General features: G+C 72.9%; 12 protein-coding genes and 2 pseudogenes. 6 read left to right on the forward strand and 8 right to left on the reverse strand.

Features of this window, described 5'->3' with window-relative positions:
* The first annotated feature begins 142 nt into the window (after positions 1-142).
* Positions 143-1,498 carry a cation:dicarboxylase symporter family transporter gene (locus AB0G79_RS25420; RefSeq protein ID WP_360810195.1) on the forward strand — a complete coding sequence of 452 codons (1,356 nt, stop codon included), beginning with the start codon at positions 143-145 and terminating at the stop codon, positions 1,496-1,498.
* Positions 1,499-1,686: 188 nt separating this feature from the next.
* Here the strand turns inward: AB0G79_RS25420 and AB0G79_RS25425 are convergent, their stop codons facing one another.
* Together AB0G79_RS25425 and AB0G79_RS25430 are read right to left on the reverse strand one after the other, a co-directional pair.
* A complete protein-coding gene (locus AB0G79_RS25425; protein ID WP_360810197.1) occupies positions 1,687-2,580 on the reverse strand; it encodes an aldo/keto reductase in 894 nt (297 codons plus the stop codon).
* On the reverse strand, positions 2,580-3,506 hold the full coding sequence (locus AB0G79_RS25430; RefSeq protein WP_360810200.1) for an NAD-dependent epimerase/dehydratase family protein: 927 nt from the start codon (positions 3,504-3,506) through the stop codon (positions 2,580-2,582). The genes AB0G79_RS25425 and AB0G79_RS25430 overlap by 1 nt, the downstream gene beginning before the upstream one ends.
* A gap of 67 nt (positions 3,507-3,573) precedes the next feature.
* Between AB0G79_RS25430 and AB0G79_RS25435 the strand changes: the two genes are divergently transcribed.
* The 4 genes and pseudogenes from AB0G79_RS25435 (at position 3,574) to AB0G79_RS25450 (ending at position 6,982) form a co-directional block, all read left to right on the forward strand.
* Positions 3,574-4,098, forward strand: a complete 525-nt coding sequence (locus tag AB0G79_RS25435) for an Lrp/AsnC family transcriptional regulator (RefSeq protein WP_360810202.1) — start codon at positions 3,574-3,576, stop codon at positions 4,096-4,098.
* An 11-nt stretch (positions 4,099-4,109) separates the two neighbouring features.
* Positions 4,110-4,340: pseudogene (locus AB0G79_RS25440) on the forward strand (MerR family transcriptional regulator); the annotation flags it as partial.
* Positions 4,337-4,597 (forward strand): annotated as a pseudogene (locus tag AB0G79_RS25445) (thioredoxin domain-containing protein); the annotation flags it as partial. The pseudogenes AB0G79_RS25440 and AB0G79_RS25445, both read left to right, overlap by 4 nt.
* 135 nt (positions 4,598-4,732) lie before the next feature.
* On the forward strand, positions 4,733-6,982 hold the full coding sequence (locus AB0G79_RS25450) for a UvrD-helicase domain-containing protein (RefSeq protein ID WP_360810204.1): 2,250 nt from the start codon (positions 4,733-4,735) through the stop codon (positions 6,980-6,982).
* Here the strand turns inward: AB0G79_RS25450 and glgB are convergent.
* The 4 genes from glgB to AB0G79_RS25470 form a co-directional block, all read right to left on the reverse strand.
* Positions 6,969-9,182 (reverse strand): 1,4-alpha-glucan branching enzyme, encoded by a 2,214-nt coding sequence (glgB, locus tag AB0G79_RS25455; protein ID WP_360810206.1) that lies wholly within the window; start codon positions 9,180-9,182, stop codon positions 6,969-6,971. The genes AB0G79_RS25450 and glgB overlap by 14 nt on opposite strands.
* 277 nt (positions 9,183-9,459) lie before the next feature.
* Positions 9,460-10,812, reverse strand: a complete 1,353-nt coding sequence (locus tag AB0G79_RS25460) for a maltokinase (protein WP_360810208.1) — start codon at positions 10,810-10,812, stop codon at positions 9,460-9,462.
* A gap of 244 nt (positions 10,813-11,056) precedes the next feature.
* A complete protein-coding gene (gene treS / locus AB0G79_RS25465; RefSeq protein WP_360810210.1) occupies positions 11,057-12,754 on the reverse strand; it encodes a maltose alpha-D-glucosyltransferase in 1,698 nt (565 codons plus the stop codon).
* Entirely contained in the window at positions 12,751-14,736 is a 1,986-nt protein-coding gene (locus AB0G79_RS25470; RefSeq protein ID WP_360810230.1) for an alpha-1,4-glucan--maltose-1-phosphate maltosyltransferase, read from the reverse strand. Before AB0G79_RS25470 ends, treS begins: the two co-directional genes overlap by 4 nt.
* 460 nt (positions 14,737-15,196) lie before the next feature.
* On the opposite strand from AB0G79_RS25470, the gene glgP reads away from it, so the two are divergent.
* A complete protein-coding gene (gene glgP / locus AB0G79_RS25475; protein WP_360810212.1) occupies positions 15,197-17,755 on the forward strand; it encodes an alpha-glucan family phosphorylase in 2,559 nt (852 codons plus the stop codon).
* A gap of 8 nt (positions 17,756-17,763) precedes the next feature.
* On the opposite strand, the gene AB0G79_RS25480 is transcribed toward glgP, so the two are convergent.
* Positions 17,764-19,302, reverse strand: a complete 1,539-nt coding sequence (locus AB0G79_RS25480; protein ID WP_360810214.1) for a histidine kinase — start codon at positions 19,300-19,302, stop codon at positions 17,764-17,766.
* A complete protein-coding gene (locus AB0G79_RS25485; protein ID WP_360810216.1) occupies positions 19,295-19,918 on the reverse strand; it encodes a response regulator transcription factor in 624 nt (207 codons plus the stop codon). Before AB0G79_RS25485 ends, AB0G79_RS25480 begins: the two co-directional genes overlap by 8 nt.
* Between the last annotated feature and the right edge of the window lie 114 nt (positions 19,919-20,032).

Genomic DNA, 20,032 nt, shown 5'->3' on the forward strand with positions numbered 1-20,032 from the left:
GGCGTTGCGTTCCCGAATCGTTCTCTTCCCGCACGGGCCGCCCGTGAACGAAACGCACGCAACCGTGACCCCGGTCACGGGCTGGTGGATAGTCGCGGAGTCCGTGAGGACCGGATGCACCCATCAGCTCGAGGAGGAGCCCGTGGCCGCAGCACGACGGGACCGTACGCACTACCTGTACCTGGCCGTCATCGGCGCCGTACTGCTCGGCATCGCCGTGGGATTCCTGGCGCCGGGCGTCGCCGTCGAGCTGAAGCCGCTGGGTACCGGCTTCGTCAACCTGATCAAGATGATGATCTCGCCGATCATCTTCTGCACGATCGTCCTCGGCGTCGGATCGGTCCGCAAGGCCGCCAAGGTCGGCGCCGTCGGCGGCCTCGCCCTCGGCTACTTCCTCGTGATGTCGACCGTCGCACTCGCGATCGGTCTGCTCGTCGGCAACCTCCTGGAGCCGGGTTCCGGCCTCCACCTCACCAAGGAGATCGCCGAGGCCGGGGCCAAGCAGGCGGCGGGCGGCGGCGAGTCGACCCCGGACTTCCTGCTCGGCATCATCCCGACCACGTTCGTCTCCGCCTTCACCGAGGGCGAGGTCCTGCAGACCCTCCTCGTCGCGCTGCTCTCGGGCTTCGCGCTCCAGGCGATGGGCGCGGCCGGCGAGCCGGTCCTGCGCGGCATCGGCCACGTCCAGCGGCTCGTCTTCCGCATCCTCGGCATGATCATGTGGGCCGCCCCGGTCGGCGCGTTCGGTGCCATCGCCGCCGTCGTCGGCGCGACCGGAGCCGCCGCGCTGAAGTCCCTCGCGGTCATCATGATCGGCTTCTACCTGACCTGCGGACTCTTCGTCTTCGTCGTGCTCGGCACGATCCTGCGCCTGGTCGCCGGGGTCAACATCTGGAGCCTGCTGAAGTACCTCGGGCGCGAGTTCCTGCTGATCCTCTCCACCTCCTCGTCGGAGTCCGCGCTGCCGCGGCTCATCGCGAAGATGGAGCACCTGGGCGTCAGCAAGCCCGTCGTCGGCATCACCGTGCCGACCGGCTACTCCTTCAACCTCGACGGCACCGCGATCTACCTGACGATGGCCTCGCTCTTCGTCGCCGAGGCGATGGGCGACCCGCTCTCCGTCGGCGAGCAGATCTCCCTCCTCGTCTTCATGGTCATCGCCTCGAAGGGGGCGGCGGGCGTCACCGGCGCGGGGCTCGCGACGCTCGCGGGCGGCCTCCAGTCCCACCGTCCCGAACTCGTCGACGGAGTCGGCCTGATCGTCGGCATCGACCGCTTCATGAGCGAGGCCCGCGCCCTGACGAACTTCGCGGGCAACGCGGTCGCCACGGTGCTCGTCGGCACCTGGACGAAGGAGATCGACCGAGCACGTGTCGCGGAGGTCCTCGCCGGGCACGTCCCCTTCGACGAGACGACCCTCGTCGACGACCACGCCCCCGCGGCGGTCCCGGACCCGCGGGCCGACGAGGGCGAGGAGAAGGCGCGCGCCGGCGTCTGACGCACTCCGGGCCCCGGGCCTTGAGCCGGATCCGGGACCCGGTACGGAAGGGCGGTCCCCCGCAGGACCGCCCCGATGTGGAAGGGCGGTCCCCGCAGGGCCGCCCTTCTGTACGTCGCACGGCCGCCCTTCCGTACGTCGCACGGCCGCCCTTCCGTACGTCCCTCCTCGCGCCCGGCGGTACGCGCTCACGCGGACGCGCCGGCCCGCTCCAGCTCCGCCAGCTCGTCCGCCGCGAGCACCAGTTCCGCCGCGCCCGCCGAGTCCCGCGCGCTCTCCGGCCGGCTCGCGCCCGGGATCGGGAGGACGGTCTCCGAGCGGGCGAGCAGCCACGCGAGCGCCACGCGCTGCGGACTGACCCCGTGCGTCCGCGCCACCCGGTGGAAGGCGCCGAACTCCGGGTCCGCCTCCAGGGCCGACGCCCCGTCGAGCGAGCTGCGCGAGATGCCGCCGAGCGGGCTCCAGGGCAGGAACGCCAGCCCCAGTTCGGCGCAGAGCCGCAGCTCGGCCTCGCTGTCCCGGACGGCGGGGGAGTACCGGTTCTGCACCGAGACGAGCCGGTCGCCCAGGACGGTGCGGGCGAGCCGGATCTGCTCCCGGTCCACGTTCGAGACGCCGGCCAGCCTGACCGTGCCGGCGTCCAGCAACTCCCGCACGGCCCCGAGGGATTCGGCGTAGGGCACGCGGGGGTCGGGCTTGTGCAGCTGGTAGAGGCCGATGGCGTCGACGCCGAGCCGCCGGGCGGACGCCTCCGCCGCCCGCCGCAGGTGAGCCGGCCGTCCGTCGACGCTCCAGCCGCCGTCGGCCGTGCGCCCCCGCCCGCCCTTCGTCGCGACGAGCACCCCGTCCGTACCGCCGCCGTACGAGGCGAGGGCGCGCGCCACGAGCAGTTCGCCCTCGCCGGGGCGGCCGCCCGGCGGATGGTAGGAGTCGGCCGTGTCGAGGAGCGTCACGCCGGCGTCGAGGGCCGCGTGGACGGTGGCCACCGCACGGGCCTCGTCGGGATGCCCCTCGACGGAGAGCGGCATCGTGCCGAGCCCCACCGCCCCGACCCGCACGTCCCCGAGCGTCCGGTACCGCATCAGCGCGCCTCCGCGTTCCGCGCGCCCACGGTCTCGGCGACGGCCCGCGCGAGCCACTCGCCCGTGTGGCCGAACGCGTAACCCAGCCGCTCCGCGCGTCCGTTGTCCATCCCGTACGACCGCGCGAAGGAGAACGGCGACACCTCGCCGACCTCCACCTCCCGGAAGGCCACCCGGCCGCCGCCCACCTGCCGCCCGATCTCCGCGCACAGGTCGGCCGTGGTGAGCGGGCCGTGGGAGTTCGCGTTCACCGGGCCGGTGAAGTCGGCCGTCGCGGCCCAGGCCAGGAACGCGGCGATCTCCTCCACGTACACGTAGGTCGCGGGGTGGTTGACCGCCGGCACGGCGATCGGCTCGCCCGCCCCGATCCGGCGCACGTAGTGGTCGAGGCGGCCGGTGAAGTCGTCGGCGCCGCCCAGGACATGGGCGACCCGCACCGACGTCCAGGCGAACGGCGACCCGTCCGCCGCGAACACCGCCTCGGCCTGCCGCTTGCCCTCGCCGTAGTGGGCGTCGCGGAACTCCGGCTCGTCCCAAGGGAGTTCGGTGTCGACGGCGACCGACGCCAGGTCCACGGCGTCCTCCGTCACCGGGGTCGCCGAGTCCTCGTACCCGTACACCTCCACGGTCGACGTCATCACGTACCGGCGGGTCCGTCCCGCGAAGACCCGTCGGGCGACGACCGCCTGGCGCGGGGTGTAGCAGACCTGGTCGACGACGACGTCGAAGGAACGGCCCGCGAGGACGGACTCCAGGGCGCTCTCGTCGTCGCGGTCGGCCGTCAGCCGCTCGATTCCCGCGTCCCCGGGGAAGGCGGCGGGGGAGGAGCCCCGGTTGAGCACGGTGACCCGGTGCCCGGAATCCCGCAGGTTCGCGATCAGCCGCTTTCCGAAATAGCGGTTCCCGCCGATGACCAGAATGTCCATGAATCCCCACTCCCTTTCTTCCGATTCCCAGTGTTACGTTGTCCGTTCGCGTTCTGAAGGGGGAAACATGGGAGTCCGCGCCGTCGAACCGAAGGAACCACGGCATGTGCGCACGGCCGCCGACGAAACCTCGGCGGCCGCTTTCGACCCCATCGACCGGCAGATCCTGGACCTCCTCCAGAGCGACGGCCGCATCAAGCTCAGCGAGCTCGGGCGCCGCGTCCGGCTCAGCCCCGCCGCCGTCACCGAGCGGGTCCGCCGCCTGGAGGCGAGCGGCGCGATCACCGGGTACGGCGCCCACGTCTCTCCGGCGCGCCTCGGCTACGGCATCCAGGCGTTCATCCGCGTGGACCCGCACGGCGGCTACACGCTCAGGCACCCCCGCACCCTCGAACTGACCGCGCGCCCCGAGGTCCTGGAGGTCCACCACGTGGTGGGCGAGGACTGCTGGATCCTCAAGGTCGCCGTCACGGACACCGTCCACCTGGAGGACGTCCTGGAGCAGACCTCGGCGCTCGGCCGGACGACGACCTCGATCGTGCTGTCCTCGCCCGTCGAGCGGAAGCCCCTGCTGCCCTTGCCCTTGCCCTGACGTCGACGTCAACGCGGCCGTTCGTGGAGTGCCTGCGCGCCGGTCACCCGGCGGGGGACTCGTGCCCCGCGTCGATCGCCGTCTACCGCCGCAAGCTCGCGGAGCTCGACGGCCTGATCGACCAGCTCCAGGCGGTACGCGCCCAGGTCGGCGCCCAGCTGCTGCGCGCCGAGGCGGAGCTCCCGCACGGCCCGGAGCCCCGGTGCGAAACCGACGGGAGAGGGGAGTGGGGAACGCGATGACGACCTGTGCGGAGCACGTGGGCGAGGTCACGGACGGGAACTTCGCGGCGGAGGTGCTCGGCGCGGGACCGCCGGTCCTGGTGAAGTTCACGGCCGAGTGGTGCGGACCGTGCCGGCAGCTGAAGCCGGTGCCCGGGGCCGTCGCGGCGGAGGAGGCCGGCCGGCTGCGGATCGTCGAGATCGACGTCGACCGCAACCCGGAGACGACCCTGCGGTACGGGATCCTCGGCCCCCCGACCCTGATGGTCTTCCGGGACGTGCTCTGACAGGAATGCCCCGACTGCAATTGACAGTCGGGGCATTGCGGCGCGTATATTAGAAAATCCATGCCCGTAATGAGGAATGGACATGGATAAGTTCAATAAACGCACTGTATCGCGCCGGGAGTCGAATTGTCAACCGAGGAAATTCGGAACGAACAGCAATTCATCACCGATCTCTACGCCCGCCTCGACGACCTGAGGGACCGTGCCGAGGCCGCCGTCGCCGAAGCCCTGCGCACCCCCGGCGTCGGCAGCAACCAGGGCCGTCTCGAACGGGACGTCGTCGTGGCCGAGCAGTCGGGGCTGCTCGCCGCCTTCGACGCGGGGGAGAGCGGGCTGTGTTTCGGACGGCTCGTCTTCCGCGACGGCCGCGACCACCACATCGGCCGCCTCGGCATCCGCCGGGACGACCCGAACCGTACGCCCCTGGTCGTCGACTGGCGGGCCGAGATCGCCCGCCCCTTCTACCTCGCCACCGGCTACGAGCCCCTGGGCCTCTCCCGGCGGCGGCACATCACCACCCGCGGCCGCGAGGTCACGGCCCTCCACGACGAGGTCCTCGACCTCGCCGACGCCACCCGCACGGGCCACGAGAGCCGCGACGCCGACGAGGTGCTGCTCGCCGCGCTCGACGCCGCCCGCACCGGCCGCATGCACGACATCGTGCAGACCATCCAGGCCGAGCAGGACGCCATCATCCGCTCCCCGCACCAGGGCGTCCTGGTCGTCGAGGGCGGCCCCGGGACCGGGAAGACCGCCGTGGCCCTGCACCGGGCCGCGTACCTCCTCTACGCCCACCGCGAGCAGCTCGCCCGCCGCGCCGTCCTCATCGTCGGCCCCAACCCGGCCTTCCTCGGCTACATCGGCAACGTCCTGCCCTCCCTCGGCGAGACCGGCGTCCTCCTCGCCACCCCCGCCGAGCTCTTCCCCGGCGTCCGCGCCACCGGGACCGACACCCCGCGCGCCGCCGCCGTGAAGGGCGCCGCCACGATGGCCGAGGCCCTCGCCGCCGCCGTACGGGACCGCCAGCGGGTCCCCGAGCGCGGCGAGCCGCTGATCGTCCCGCACGACGACGGCGACCTGGTCATCGACTGGGACATGGCACTCGAAGCCCGCCACAAGGCGCGCGAGACCCGCCTCCCGCACAACCTCGCCCGCCCCTACTTCGTCTTCCGCGTCCTCGACGCGCTCGCCGAGCAGCTCGCCGACCGCATCGGCGCCGACCCCTACGGCGGCCCGAACTTCCTCGGCCCCGACGACATCGCCCTCCTCGCCAAGGGCATCGCCGCCAACCCCGACGTCCACGCGGCGATCGACACCCTCTGGCCTCCCCTGACACCCCAGGAGTTCCTGACCGACTACCTGACCGATCCCACCCACCTGGCCGACGAGGCGGACGCGGCGGCCATCCGGCGCGACGGCGGTGCCTGGACGCCGTCGGACATTCCCCTCCTCGACGAGGCCGCCGAACTCCTCGGCGAGGACGACTCGGCCGCCCGCGCCGCCCAGGAGGCCGAGCGGCAGAAGCAGATCCAGTACGCGCAGGGCGTCCTCGACGTCTCCTTCGCCTCCCGCACCTACGAGTTCGAGGACAAGGAGGAGCTCGACAAGGACGCCTCCGAGGTCCTCTCCGCCCACGACATCATCGACGCCGAGCGGTTCGCCGAACGCCAGGAGGAGGCCGACCACCGCACGGCCGCCGAACGGGCCGCCGCCGACCGCACCTGGGCCTTCGGCCACATCATCGTCGACGAGGCCCAGGAGCTCTCCGCGATGGCCTGGCGGCTCCTCATGCGCCGCAGCCCCACCCGCTCCATGACCCTCGTCGGCGACCCGGCACAGACCGGCGACCCGGCCGGCGTCGGCGCCTGGGAGGCGATCCTCTCCCCGTACGTCGAGGACCGCTGGCAGCACGTCCGCCTCGGCGTCAACTACCGCACGCCCGCCGAGATCATGGCGGTCGCCGCCGAGGCCCGGCGCGCCACCGAACCGGACTTCGAGCCGCCGAGCTCCGTCCGCTCCACGGGCGTGGAGCCCTGGGACCGCACGGTCGAAGACCCGGTGAAGGAGGCCGCCGACGCGGTCGCCGACGCCCTCGCCGGCGAGCTGGGCTCCGGCGGCCGGCTCGCGGTCGTCGCGCCCGGGGCGCTCCTCCCCGCCCTGGTCGCGGCCCTGCCGGACGCGGCCCACGGCCCCGCCCCCGACCTCACCCGGCCGGTGGTCGTCCTCGACCCGCGGCAGGCGAAGGGCCTGGAGTTCGACACCGTCCTCGTCGTCGACCCCGACGGCATCCGGGCCGGCGCCCCGCACGGCGTGAACGACCTGTACGTGGCGCTGACCCGGGCGACTCAGCGGCTCGGGATCGTCAGGCCGGCCTGAGCCACACCGTCGCGAGCGGCGGCAGCGTCATCCGCACGCTCGCGGAGCGCCCGTGCCACGGCACCGACTCGGTCTTCACCGGGTCGGCGCCGACCACGTGCCCGCCGCCGTACCGGGCGTCGTCCGTGTTCAGGACCTCCGCCCAGGCGGCGAAGGTGTCCGGCACGCCGAGCCGGTAGTCGTGCCGGACGACCGGCGAGAAGTTCGAGACGGCGAGCAGCGGGGAGCCGAAGCCGTCGAACCGCAGGAACGCGAAGACGTTGTCCTCGGCGGCGTCCCCGACGACCCACTGGAAGCCGTCCGGGGCGGTGTCCCGCTCCCACAGGGACGGCGTCGCCGCGTAGACCGTGTTCAGGTCCCGTACGAGGTCCTGTACGCCCCGGTGGTCGGCCTCGGCCCCGTACGCCGGGTCGAGCAGCCACCAGTCCGGCCCGTGCTCGGCCGACCACTCCCCGCCCTGGGCGAACTCCTGCCCCATGAAGAGGAGTTGCTTGCCCGGGTGGGCCCACATGAAGCCGAGGTAGGCCCGGTGGTTGGCCCGCTGCTGCCACCAGTCGCCGGGCATCTTCGACACCAGCGACCGCTTGCCGTGGACGACCTCGTCGTGGGAGATCGGCAGGATGTAGTTCTCGCTGTACGCGTAGACCATCGAGAAGGTCATCTCGTGGTGGTGGTACTTGCGGTGCACCGACTCCTTGCCGACGTAGCCGAGGGAGTCGTGCATCCACCCCATGTTCCACTTCATGCCGAACCCGAGCCCGCCGAAGCCGCCCGGGCCGACCTGGTCGGTCGCGCGGGTCACCCCGTCCCAGGCCGTCGACTCCTCGGCGAAGGTCACGATCCCCGGGCAGCGCCGGTACACGGTCGCGTTCATCTCCTGGAGGAAGGCGACCGCGTCCAGGTTCTCCCGGCCGCCGAACTCGTTGGGCAGCCACTCGCCGTGCTCGCGCGAGTAGTCGAGGTAGAGCATCGAGGCGACGGCGTCGACACGGAGGCCGTCGAGGTGGAACTCCTGGCACCAGTAGACCGCGTTGGCGACGAGGAAGTTCCGCACCTCCTTGCGCCCGTAGTCGAACTCCAGGGTCCCCCAGTCCGGGTGGTGCGAGCGGCGCGGGTCCTCGTGCTCGTACAGCGGGCGCCCGTCGAACTCGGCGAGCGCCCAGTCGTCCTTCGGGAAGTGCGCCGGCACCCAGTCCATGAGGACGCCGATCCCCGCCCGGTGCAGGGCGTCGACGAGGTACCGGAAGTCGTCGGGGGTGCCGAGGCGGGCGGTCGGCGCGTAGAAGCCGGTGACCTGGTAGCCCCAGGAGCCGCTGAAGGGGTGCTCGGCGACGGCCATGAACTCGACGTGGGTGAAGCCGAGGTCACGGACGTAGGCCGGCAGCTCCTCGGCCAGCTCGCGGTAGCTCAGCCCCGGCCGCCAGGAGGGGAGGTGCAGCTCGTACACCGACAGCGGCGCCTCGTGGTGCGGGCGCCTGCCCCGCCGCTCCATCCACTCGGCGTCGTCCCACGTGTAGTGCGAGGCGGTGACGACGGAGGCGGTGTTCGGCGGGCACTCGGTGCGGCGGGCCATCGGGTCGGCGCGGACGGTGTGCGAGCCGTCGGGACGCGTGATGTCGAACTTGTAGACGGCGCCCTCGCCGATCCCCGGCACGAACAGCTCCCACACGCCGGTCGAGCCGAGGGAGCGCATCGGCAGCCCCGTGCCGTCCCAGTGCGTGAAGTCGCCGGTGACGCGCACGCCCCGGGCGTTCGGCGCCCACACGGTGAACCGCGTCCCGTCGACGCCGTCGTGGGTCATGGTCCGGGACCCCAGCGCGGTCCAGAGCTCCTCGTGCCGCCCCTCGCCGATCAGGTGCAGGTCGAGCTCCCCGAGGGAGGGCAGGAAGCGGTAAGGGTCCTGGACGGCGAGTCCGTCACCGCCGCCGTCCTCGCCGCCGCCGTAGCCGACGCGGAGCTCGTACGCGGGAACCTTGCGGAGCAGCGGGAGCAGCCCGGAGAAGAGACCGTCCCCGTCGTCGAAGAGCGGGATCCGCCGCCCCTTCGTGACGACGGCGACCTCCCGCGCCCAGGGGCGCAGCACCCGGACGACGACGCCGCCCCGTACAGGGTGGGCGCCGAGCACGGCGTGCGGGTCGTGGTGCTCACCGGCGAGCAGCCGGGCCCGCTCGCCCGGATCGAGCGGTGGCGCCGTCCTCACGAGGGGCCGTTCCGATGCGGGCGCCTTCTTACTGCGGGACGTCTTGCCTGCGCTTCGGGCGGTCACCGGGGTCCTCCTTGAGGGGGTACGGGTGTACTTGCGGTGAAAACGGCGGTACGGGCCGACGGGACACTCCGCCGAACGGGGCGCCCGCCTCCCGCCGCAGGCGGCACCCCCTCCCGCGCGGCCCCCGACTGGGCCGAACGGGTTGCGCGGCGCCCCGCCGCACCGCCCCGGCGGAACGGACGCCGGCGGCGGAACGGCGGGGCGGGCGGGGTCACGACGTCAGGGTGGCGAGGCGTTGGATGGCGGAGAGGGGGACCGGGAGCCAGTCCGGGCGGTGGCGGGCCTCGTAGACGACCTCGTACACCGCCTTGTCCGTCTCGTAGGCGCGCAGCAGCGCCGGGTCCGTGCGCGGGTCGGCGCCCGCCACCTCCGCGTACCCCGTGCAGTACGCCGCCCTGCACCGCCCCGCCCACTCCGCGTTCCACGGCCGGTGCGTCCGTGCCGCGTAGTCGAAGGAGCGGAGCATCCCCGCGACGTCGCGGACCGTCGGCTGCGGGCTGCGCCGCTCGTCCAGCGGCTTCGCCGGTTCGCCCTCGAAGTCGATGACGGCCCAGGCGCCGTCGGACCCGCGCAGGGTCTGGCCGAGGTGCAGGTCGCCGTGGATGCGCTGGAGGACCCCCGCCCCCGGCGCGTCGCCCGCCGCCGCGAAGACGGCCCGGAGGCCGGGGACGTACGGCAGGAGGGCGGGTACGGCCTGCGCCGCCGCGTGCAGCCGGCGGTCCATCGCGGCGGCGAGGTGCTCGGTCTCGGAGCGCCGCAGCGTCCGCGTCGGGAGCGCGTCGGCGAGGGCGAGGTGCACTTCGGCGGTGGCCCGCCCGAGGGCCCGCGCCTCGGTGGTGAACTCCCGCCCGTCGGCGAGGGCGTCGAGGGCGAGCCGCCAGCCGTCGCGCGAGTCCCGCAGGTAGGGCTGGAGGACGCCGAGGGTCGCCGCCCCCGATTCGAACCAGGCGACGGGGGCGGGGACGCGCCCGCACCCGGCCCCGGCGAGGGCGAGGGGGAGTTCGAGGTCGGGGTTGGCGCCGGGGCTGACCCGGCGGAAGATCTTCAGGATGTACGAATCGCCGTACACCAGAGAGGAGTTGGACTGTTCGGCGTCGAGCACGCGCGGGGGAAGCCCCGGCGGCAGCGGAGCCGTCGCGTGGAAGCGCAGCGGCCCGGTCCGGCCGGGGGTGCGCAGCCGCTCGTAGAGGAGTCCGGCGAGTCGTGGGTCGCGCAGGCCCTCGTACACCGCGCGTCCGGCGAGCGGGCCCTGCCGGATCCGTCCGATCAGGGCGGGGCCGAGCCGGGGCGGGAGCTGGGTCCGTACGCCAAGGAGGATCTGGTAGCAGTCGGAGGGTGTCCCGGCGGGCCGGCCGGGTTGCTCGACCCGCACGAGCAGGTGGAGGAGGCCGGGTCCCGTGCCGTCCAGGGGGAGCAGCTCGGTGGCCGCGTCCAGGGTGAATCCGGTGACCCGGCGGCCCTTGCCCGCGAACCAGCGCTGCCGGGGCAGCCATTCGTGGAGCAGGGGGGCGAGGGACGGAAGGAGGGCGTCCGGGGCCCGGGTGGTGGATGCGGTCTCCGGCATGGCATCGCGTCCTTTCCCCGGGGTGCGCGACTGACTGTCGTATGCGTTCAAATGCGCAGAGTGTCCCGGATGGCGGCTGTGACTGTCCGGATGTGCGGGACGTGTCGGAAAGGGTGATCCGTACGGGTCCGTCAAGTGGGCCCGGATGGACCAGAATCGTGACGTGGATCGTGTGTGGTTCACAGTGCCCAGGGCGGGACGGGGGAAACCGCCCCGCACCGGGTGTGCGCGAACTGGCTTTCGGCTACGCCTTCTTGAGACGGAACCAGTAGAAGCCGTGGCCCGCAAGGGTCAGGAGGTAGGGCAGCTCGCCGATGGCCGGGAACCGCACCCCGCCGATCAGCTCCACGGGCCGCCTCCCGGCGAAGCGCCGCAGGTCGAGTTCGGTCGGCTGCGCGAACCGCGAGAAGTTGTTCACGCAGAGGACGAGGTCGTCGCCATCCTCCCGGAGGAAGGCGAGCACCGCCGGGTTGGAGGCCGGGAGTTCCGTGTACGTCCCCGTCCCGAACGCGCGGTTCTGCTTGCGGACCTCGATCATCCGCTTCGTCCAGTGGAGGAGCGAGGAGGGGGATGCCATGCCCGCCTCGACGTTCGTCACCTGGTAGCCGTGGACCGGGTCCATGATCGTCGGCAGGTAGAGCCGGCCGGGGTCGCAGGAGGAGAAGCCCGCGTTCCGGTCGGGCGTCCACTGCATCGGGGTCCGTACGCCGTCCCGGTCGCCGAGCCAGATGTTGTCGCCCATGCCGATCTCGTCGCCGTAGTAGAGCACCGGCGAGCCCGGCAGCGAGAAGAGGAGCGCGGTGAAGAGCTCCATCTGCTTCCGGTCGTTGTCGAGGAGCGGGGCGAGGCGGCGCCGGATGCCGATGTTGGCCCGCATGCGCGGGTCCTTGGCGTACTCGGCGTACATGTAGTCGCGCTCTTCGTCCGTGACCATCTCGAGCGTGAGCTCGTCGTGGTTGCGCAGGAAGATGCCCCACTGGCAGCCGGAGGGGATCTGCGGCGTCTTGGCGAGGATCTCGGAGACCGGGTGGCGCGACTCGCGCCGCACGGCCATGAAGATGCGCGGCATGACCGGGAAGTGGAAGGCCATGTGGCACTCGTCGCCGCCGGAGCGGAAGTCGCCGAAGTAGTCGACGACGTCCTCCGGCCACTGGTTGGCCTCGGCGAGCAGCACCGTGTCCGGGTAGTGGTCGTCGATCTCCTTGCGGACCCGCTTGAGGAAGTCGTGGGTCGCCGGGAGGTTCTCGCAGTTGGTGCCCTCCTGCTGGTAGAGGTAGGGCACCGCGTCGAGCCGGAAGCCGTCGATCCCGAGGTCGAGCCAGAACTTCAGCGCGGAGAGGATCTCCTCCTGCACCTTCGGGTTCTCGTAGTTGAGGTCCGGCTGGTGCGAGAAGAACCGGTGCCAGTAGTACTGCTTGCGCACCGGGTCGAAGGTCCAGTTGGACGTCTCCGTGTCGACGAAGATGATCCGGGCGTCGGCGTACTGCTTGTCGTCGTCGGCCCAGACGTAGTAGTCGCCGTACGGCCCGTCCGGGTCCTTCCGGGACTCCTGGAACCACGGGTGCTGGTCGCTGGTGTGGTTCATGACGAAGTCGATGACCACGCGCATCCCGCGCTGGTGGGCCGAGTCGACGAACTCGACGAAGTCGGCCAGGTCGCCGAACTCCGGCAGGACCGACGTGTAGTCGGCGACGTCGTACCCGCCGTCCCTCAGCGGGGACTTGAAGAACGGCGGCAGCCAGAGGCAGTCGACGCCCAGCCACTGGAGGTAGTCCAGCTTGGACGTGATGCCCTTCAGGTCGCCGACGCCGTCGCCGTTGCTGTCCTGGAAGGAGCGGACGAGGACCTCGTAGAACACGGCCCGCTTGAACCAGTCGGGATCGCGGTCCTTGGCGGGGGTGTCCTCGAAGGTGTCGGGGACGGGCTCGTTGACAGTCGTCATGAGGTGGGTGACCCTCCGGTCTGCGGGGACGGTCGCAGGACGAGGACGTGTGCGGGTGTGACACCCGGTTCCAGGCACACGTAGCTGGCCCTGCCCCAGTGATAGGTGTCGCCGGTGAGTTCGTCGCGCACCGGCACGGTCTCGTGCCAGTCGAGGCCGAGTTCCGGCATGTTCAACGAGACCGTCGCCTCCTGGGTGTGGTGCGGGTCGAGGTTGACGACCACCAGAACGGTGTTCGAACCCGAGCGCTTGCTGTACGCGATCACCTGCGGGTTGTCCGTGTCGTGGAACGACAGGTTCCGCAGCCTGCGGAGCGCCGGGTGGCGGCGCCTGATCCTGTTCAGGGTGGTGATGAGCGGGGTGATCGTCGCCCCCGACCGCTCCGCCGACTCCCAGTCACGGGGCCGGAGTTCGTACTTCTCCGAGTCCAGGTACTCCTCGCTGCCGTCCCGCAGCGGGGTGTTCTCGCACAGCTCGTACCCGGCGTACATGCCCCAGGACGGCGAGAGCGTCGCGGCGAGCACCGCCCGCACCTCGAAGGCGGGCCGGCCGCCCTCCTGGAGGTAGGCGGGCAGGATGTCGGGGGTGTTCACGAAGAAGTTCGGCCGCATCACCGCGGCCGTCTCCCCGGACAGCTCCGTCAGGTACTCCGTGAGCTCCTCCTTGGTGTTGCGCCAGGTGAAGTACGTGTACGACTGCTGGAAACCGATCATGCCGAGCGTCCGCATCATCGCCGGCCGCGTGAACGCCTCCGCCAGGAAGACGACGTCCGGATCGGCGCGGTTGATCTGCCCGATGACCCGCTCCCAGAAGACCACCGGCTTCGTGTGCGGGTTGTCGACGCGGAAGATCCGGATGCCGTGGTCCATCCAGAACCGCAGCACGCGCACGGTCTCGGCGACGATCCCGTCCATGTTGTCGGCGGCACCGTCGAAATCGATCGGGTAGATGTCCTGGTACTTCTTCGGCGGGTTCTCCGCGTACGCGATCGAGCCGTCCGGGCGGTGGCGGAACCACTCCGGGTGCTTCTCCACCCACGGGTGGTCCGGCGAGCACTGGAGCGCGAAGTCGAGCGCGATCTCCAGGCGCAGCTCCCGCGCCCGCGCCACGAACGCGTCGAAGTCCTCGAAGGTGCCGAGGTCCGGGTGGAGCGCGTCGTGCCCGCCCTCCGGCGAGCCGATCGCCCACGGCACCCCCACGTCGTTCGGCGAGGCCGACAGGGAGTTGTTCGGGCCCTTGCGGTGGGTCTCGCCGATCGGGTGAACCGGCGGCAGGTAGACCACGTCGAAGCCCATGGCCGCGACCGCCGGAAGCCGCTCGGCGGCGGTGCGGAAGTTCCCCGGGACCGTACGGCCGTCGACCTTCCGGACGCCCTCCGAGCGCGGGAAGAACTCGTACCAGGAGCCGAACAGGGCCCGCTCGCGCTCCACCTGGAGCGGCAACTCGGCAGAGGTGGAGAGGAGTTCGCGCAGCGGGTACCGGTCGAGGGACTCGACCACCCGGGGCGCGAGCGCCGCCGCGAGCCGCACGGCCGCGGGGCGCGAGACGTCCCGCAGCGCGTCCGCCGCCGCGAGCACCGCCTCCCGGCCGCCGCCCTTCTTCGGGACGCCCTTCGCCGCCCGCTCGTGCAGCTCGGCGCCCTCCGCGAGCACCAGTTCGGAGTCGATCCCGGCCGGGATCTTGATCCTCGCCGTGTGGCGCCAGGTTGCGACCGGGTCGCTCCAGGCCTCGACGGCGTACGTCCAGAGGCCCTCGACGTCCGGGGTGACCTCGGCCCCCCACCGGTCGGTGCCCGGGGCCAGTTCGCGCATCGGGGTCCACGGGCCCGGCCGCCCGGACGGGCCGCGCAGCACGACGTTGGCGGCGACGGCGTCGTGCCCCTCGCGGAAGACGGTCGCCGTCACCTCGAAGGTCTCGCCGGCCACCGCCTTCGCGGGGCGCCGGCCGCAGTCGACCGACGGGCGGACGTCCAGGACGGGAATCCGTCCCGTGAGCGGATGGACGGCGGGACCGGCGGCGGGGCCGACGGCGGAAACGGCGGCGGGAACGGCAGCGGGGTCGACAACGGGATCAACAGGCGGGTGTACAGCCGGATTCACAGCATCACCTGACGGGTCACGGGGGTGCGGGTGGTGGTGCGCTCTTTCTAGCTCCGTCGAGGGCCGGCGGGTTGCGGGCATGACGGCTCCTGTCCGCGTTCACTCGGATGGCGGGTCCACAGGGAGTACGGGGGTCGAGAGCGGTGGATTCGGGGGCGTACCGGAGGAGCCTTCCCACGGTTCTCGGGTGGGCAATCCGGCGCCTTGTTAACTACTCGGACGTAGCCGTACCGGCAAGGTCCCCTGTCATGAACAGCCCTCCACCGCCTACCGTACGAGCGACACCCGGACACACAGCGTGGTGTGTCCGCTCCGCTCCGTACGCGCCTGCGAAGGTGGACACGTGAAGGCAATCCGTCGATTCACCGTGCGTCCTGTCCTCCCCGACACCCTTCGACCCCTCGCCGACCTCGCGCACAACCTGCGCTGGTCCTGGCACGAACCCACCCGCGCGCTCTTCGACTCGCTCGCCGCCGGCGGCCGCACCGGGACCGATCCCGTCCGGATCCTCGGCTCCCTCGAAGCGCCCCGGCTCGCCGAGCTCGCCGCCGACCGGGCCTTCCTCGACCGGCTCGCCGTCGCCGCCGAGGACCTCGACACCTACCTGAACGCCCCCCGCTGGTACCAGAAGGCCGACGGCCTCGCCGCCGAACCCCCGGCCGCCATCGCCTACTTCTCGCCCGAGTTCGGCGTCGCCGCCGCCCTGCCCCAGTACTCCGGCGGCCTCGGCATCCTCGCCGGCGACCACCTCAAGTCCGCCAGTGACCTCGGCGTCCCGCTGATCGGTGTCGGTCTGCTCTACCGGCACGGCTACTTCCGGCAGTCCCTCGGCCGCGACGGCTGGCAGCAGGAGCAGTACCCCGTCCTCGACCCCGGCGAGCTCCCCGTCGACCTCCTCCGCGAGGCCGACGGCACCCCCGCCCGGATCACCCTCGCCCTCCCCGAGGGCCGCAGCCTCCACGCCCACATCTGGATCGCCCGCGTCGGCCGCGTCCCGCTGCTCATGCTCGACTCCGACGTCGAGGAGAACGCCCCCGGCGAACGCGGCGTCACCGACCGGCTGTACGGCGGCGGCAGCGAGCACCGGCTGCTCCAGGAGATGCTCCTCGGCATCGGCGGCGTCCGCGCCCTCCGTACCTACACCCGGCTCACCGGCACCCCCGACCCCGAGGTCTTCCACACCAACGAGGGCCACGCCGGACTCCTCGGACTCGAACGCGTCCGCGAACTCCAGGGGCGGGGAATCGACTTCGACAGCGCCCTGGAGACCGTCCGCGCCGGGACCGTCTTCACCACCCACACCCCCGTCCCCGCCGGCATCGACCGCTTCGACCGCGCCCTCGTCGCCCGCCACCTCGGCCAGGACGGCGCGCTCCCCGGCGTCGACACCGGACGGATCCTCGCCCTCGGCGACGAGACCCCGCTCGGCGGCGACCCCGGCGTCTTCAACATGGCCGCCATGGGACTGCGCCTCGCCCAGCGCGCCAACGGCGTCTCCACCCTCCACGGCGCCGTCAGCCGCGCCATGTTCGCCGGACTCTGGCCGGGGTCCGACCCCGACGAGGTGCCGATCACCTCGATCACCAACGGCGTCCACGCCCCCACCTGGGTCGCCCCCGAGGTCGGCCGCCTCGCCCCCGACGCGGGCGACCGCGAGCTGTGGGAGCTGCGCCGCACCCTCCGCGAGCGGCTCGTCGCGGACGTCCGGGTACGGCTCCGGGCCTCCTGGCGGCAGCGCGGCGCGGCCGACGCCGAGCTCGGCTGGACCGACACCGTCCTCGACCCCGAGGTCCTCACCATCGGCTTCGCCCGCCGCGTCCCCTCGTACAAGCGGCTCACGCTCATGCTCCGCGACAAGGAACGGCTGCGGGCGCTGCTGCTCCACCCCGAGCGGCCCGTGCAGCTCGTCGTGGCGGGCAAGGCGCACCCCGCCGACGACGGCGGGAAGATGCTCGTGCAGGAACTCGTCCGCTTCGCCGACGACCCCCGGGTGCGGCACCGGATCGTCTTCCTGCCCGACTACGGCATGGAGATGGCCCGCGACCTCTACCCCGGCTGCGACGTCTGGCTCAACAACCCCCTCCGCCCCCTGGAGGCCTGCGGGACCAGCGGCATGAAGGCCGCGCTCAACGGCTGTCTCAACCTCTCCGTCCTCGACGGCTGGTGGGACGAGTGGTTCGAGCCCGAGTTCGGCTGGGCCATCCCCACCGCGGACGGCGCGGCCGCCGCCGACGAGGAGCGCCGCGACGACCTGGAGGCCGCCGCCCTCTACGAGCTGATCGAGCGCCGGGTCGCGCCCCGCTTCTACGACCGGGGCCCCGACGGCGTACCGGCGGGCTGGACCGCCATGGTCCGGCGCACCCTCGCCGACCTCGGCCCGAAGGTGCTCGCCGACCGGATGGTCCGCGAGTACGTCGAGCGCCTGTACGTCCCCGCCGCCGGCGCCCGCCGGGCGCTCACCCCGGACCGGGCGCGGGAGCTCGCGGCCTGGAAGGCGCGGGTCAGGGAGGCGTGGCCGGCGGTCTCCGTCGACCACGTGGAGATCGGCGACGACCTCGCCGAGACGGACGCGGAGCTCGGCGCGACCCCGGTCGTCCGGGTCCGGGTGACCCTCGGCGGGCTCGACCCCGACGACGTCGAGGTCCAGGCGGTGACCGGCCGCGTCGACACCGACGACACGCTCACCGACACCCGCACCGCCACGCTGAAGCCGGACGGCGGCCCGGACCTGGAGGGCCGCAGGCCCTACGCGGGGACCCTGGAGCTCGACCGCACCGGTCCCTTCGGCTGCACGGTCCGCGTCCTGCCCGCCCACCCGCTCCTCGCCCACCCGGCCGAACTGGGCCTGGTGGCGCTGCCGGAGGAGACGCCGGCGGAGGGCGCGGGCGTCCTGCTCCGCTGAGGTGACCGTCAGGGCACCTCGGCCTTGTCGGCGAGGTGCCCGGCGGCGAAGCAGAGCCGGTAGACCGGGATCGCGGCCAGCAGGGTGGACCGGTAGTACCGGCACTCGTCCATGCCGGACGGCTCGGGCGGCGCGGAGTGCGGCGGCCCGTCCAGGGGACGGTCGGGGAGGTCGTCGGAGAGCTCCGCGAGCGACTGCCCGATCCGCGCCCGGTCGTAGTCCTCGGGCTCCAAGTACGACCGGGCCTGGGTCCACAGCGCGACTCCGGTCATGAGGACCCCGAGCGCGGCGAGCAGCGCGAGCGGGATCCAGATCGCCCGCGCGAGCCCCCGCCGCACCTCGCGCCGTGCCCGGTCCAGCTCCCGCGCCGAGGTCGGCGCGGCGGGCGGGGCGGCGGACGGGTTCCGCGGCAGGACGGCGTCGAGCACGAAGCCGCCGTCCCCGGTGGCCCGGTGGGCGAGGCGGCCCCCGGCGAGCCGCACCCGCTCGTCGAGGCCGACGAGGCCGGTGCCCGCGGGTGAGTCGGGGCGCGCTTCGGTGCCGGGCCCGTTGACGACCCGTACCCGGACCTCCTTCCCGTCCCCCTGCTCGCTCCCGTCCTCCTTCCGTTCCTTCCCGTCCGCCTCCTCCACGGTGACCGTGACCTCCGCGCCCGGCGCGTGCTTCGCGGCGTTCGTCAGGCCCTCCCGCACCACGCGGTGGAGGGCGAGGCCGGGCATGCCCGTCAGGACGGGGGCCGGGCTCGTCGTGAGGGTGACGGTGAGGCCCGAGGCGCGGGCGCGGTCGACCAGTTCCTCCACCGACTCGTCGGGCGGGGCCGTGGGGGCGGGGGCGCCGTCCTCGCGGAGGACGCCGATGACGTCCCGGAGGCGGGCCGTCGCGTCGGCCGCCGCGCGGCGCAGCTCACCGGCGGCGTGCTGCTGGTCGGGGCCGAGGGCCGGGTCGACTTCGAGGGCGGCCGCGCGGATCGCGATGAGGGCCAGGTCGTGGCCGAGGGAGTCGTGCATGTCGCCGGCGATGCGGGACCGCTCGCGCAGCCGCTCCCGGTCCGCGACGGCGGCCTGTTCCCGTTCCATCCGGTCGGCCAGTTCCCAGCCGCTGTGCACGAGCCGGTCGTACTGGCGGACGTAGCGGCCGATCAGCCAGGGGGCCACGACCGCGAGGGCCAGGGTGAGGAGCAGCGTGAACCACTGGCCGAGGGAGGTGTGCGTGACCGCGGTGAGGAGCAGCCCGGCCGCCGCGACCGCGCCGAAGAGCCAGAGGGAGGCGCGGGTGTGCTCCTGACGGCGCCCGGCGAGGTAGCCGAAGGCGACGAGGGCGAGGCTGTACGAGGCGGTGAACAGCTCCAGGGTGGAGGTGAGGCTCACCGCGGTCAGGACCGCGATCGGCACCGGGGGCCACCGCCGGCTGACGGCGACGCAGCCGCCGAGGAGCGCCACGCCGACGGCGACCTCGGTCCAGCTGCCGCCGTCGTCGGGGCCGGACCCGAGGAGGACGGGGACGCAGAGGAGGAGCCAGAGCCCGAGGTCGAAGAGGCGTTCACGCATCGGCGACGAGCCCCGCCTCGTACGCGAGGACGGCGAGCTGGACGCGGTTGCGCAGGCCGAGCCGGCCGAGGACGGCGCTGACGTGGGCCTTGACGGTGCCCTCGACCACGTACATGCGTTCGGCGATCTCCTGGTTGGAGAGTCCGGCGCCGAGGAGGGCGACGACCTCGCGTTCGCGCCCGGTGAGGGGTTCGAGGCGGGCGCGCGCCTCGGCGGCGCGGGTGAACCGCTCGCCGCCGAGGGTGTCGATGACGCGCCGGGCGACGGTGGGGGAGAGGGCGGCGCCGCCTCCGGCGACGGCCCTGACCCCGGCGATGAGTTCGCGGGGATCGCCGGACTTGAGGAGGAAGCCGCTCACGCCGCTGCCGAGGGCCCGTGCGATGTACGCGTCCTCGGAGAAGGTGGTGAGCATGACGACGGCCGCTTCGGGGACGGCGGCGCGGAGCTCCTCGGCGGCGCCGAGGCCGTCGAGGCGGGGCATCCGGATGTCGAGGAGGACGACGTGGGGCCGGTGCAGCCGGGCGAGTTCGACCGCCTCGCGGCCGTCGCCGGCCTCGGCGACCACCTCGATCCCGGGGTCGGTGGCGAGGATGGCCCGCACCCCGGCCCTGATCATCGTCTCGTCGTCGGCAAGAGCCGCCCGCCCGCTCCGCGAGCTCTACCTCGCCCCCTTCGAGGCCATCGTCAGGAACGCCCGCCCCTGGGGCATCATGACCGCCTACAACCAGGT

The sequence above is a fragment of the Streptomyces sp. NPDC020807 genome (genome assembly GCF_040641575.1).
In the GTDB taxonomy this organism is placed as follows: domain Bacteria; phylum Actinomycetota; class Actinomycetes; order Streptomycetales; family Streptomycetaceae; genus Streptomyces.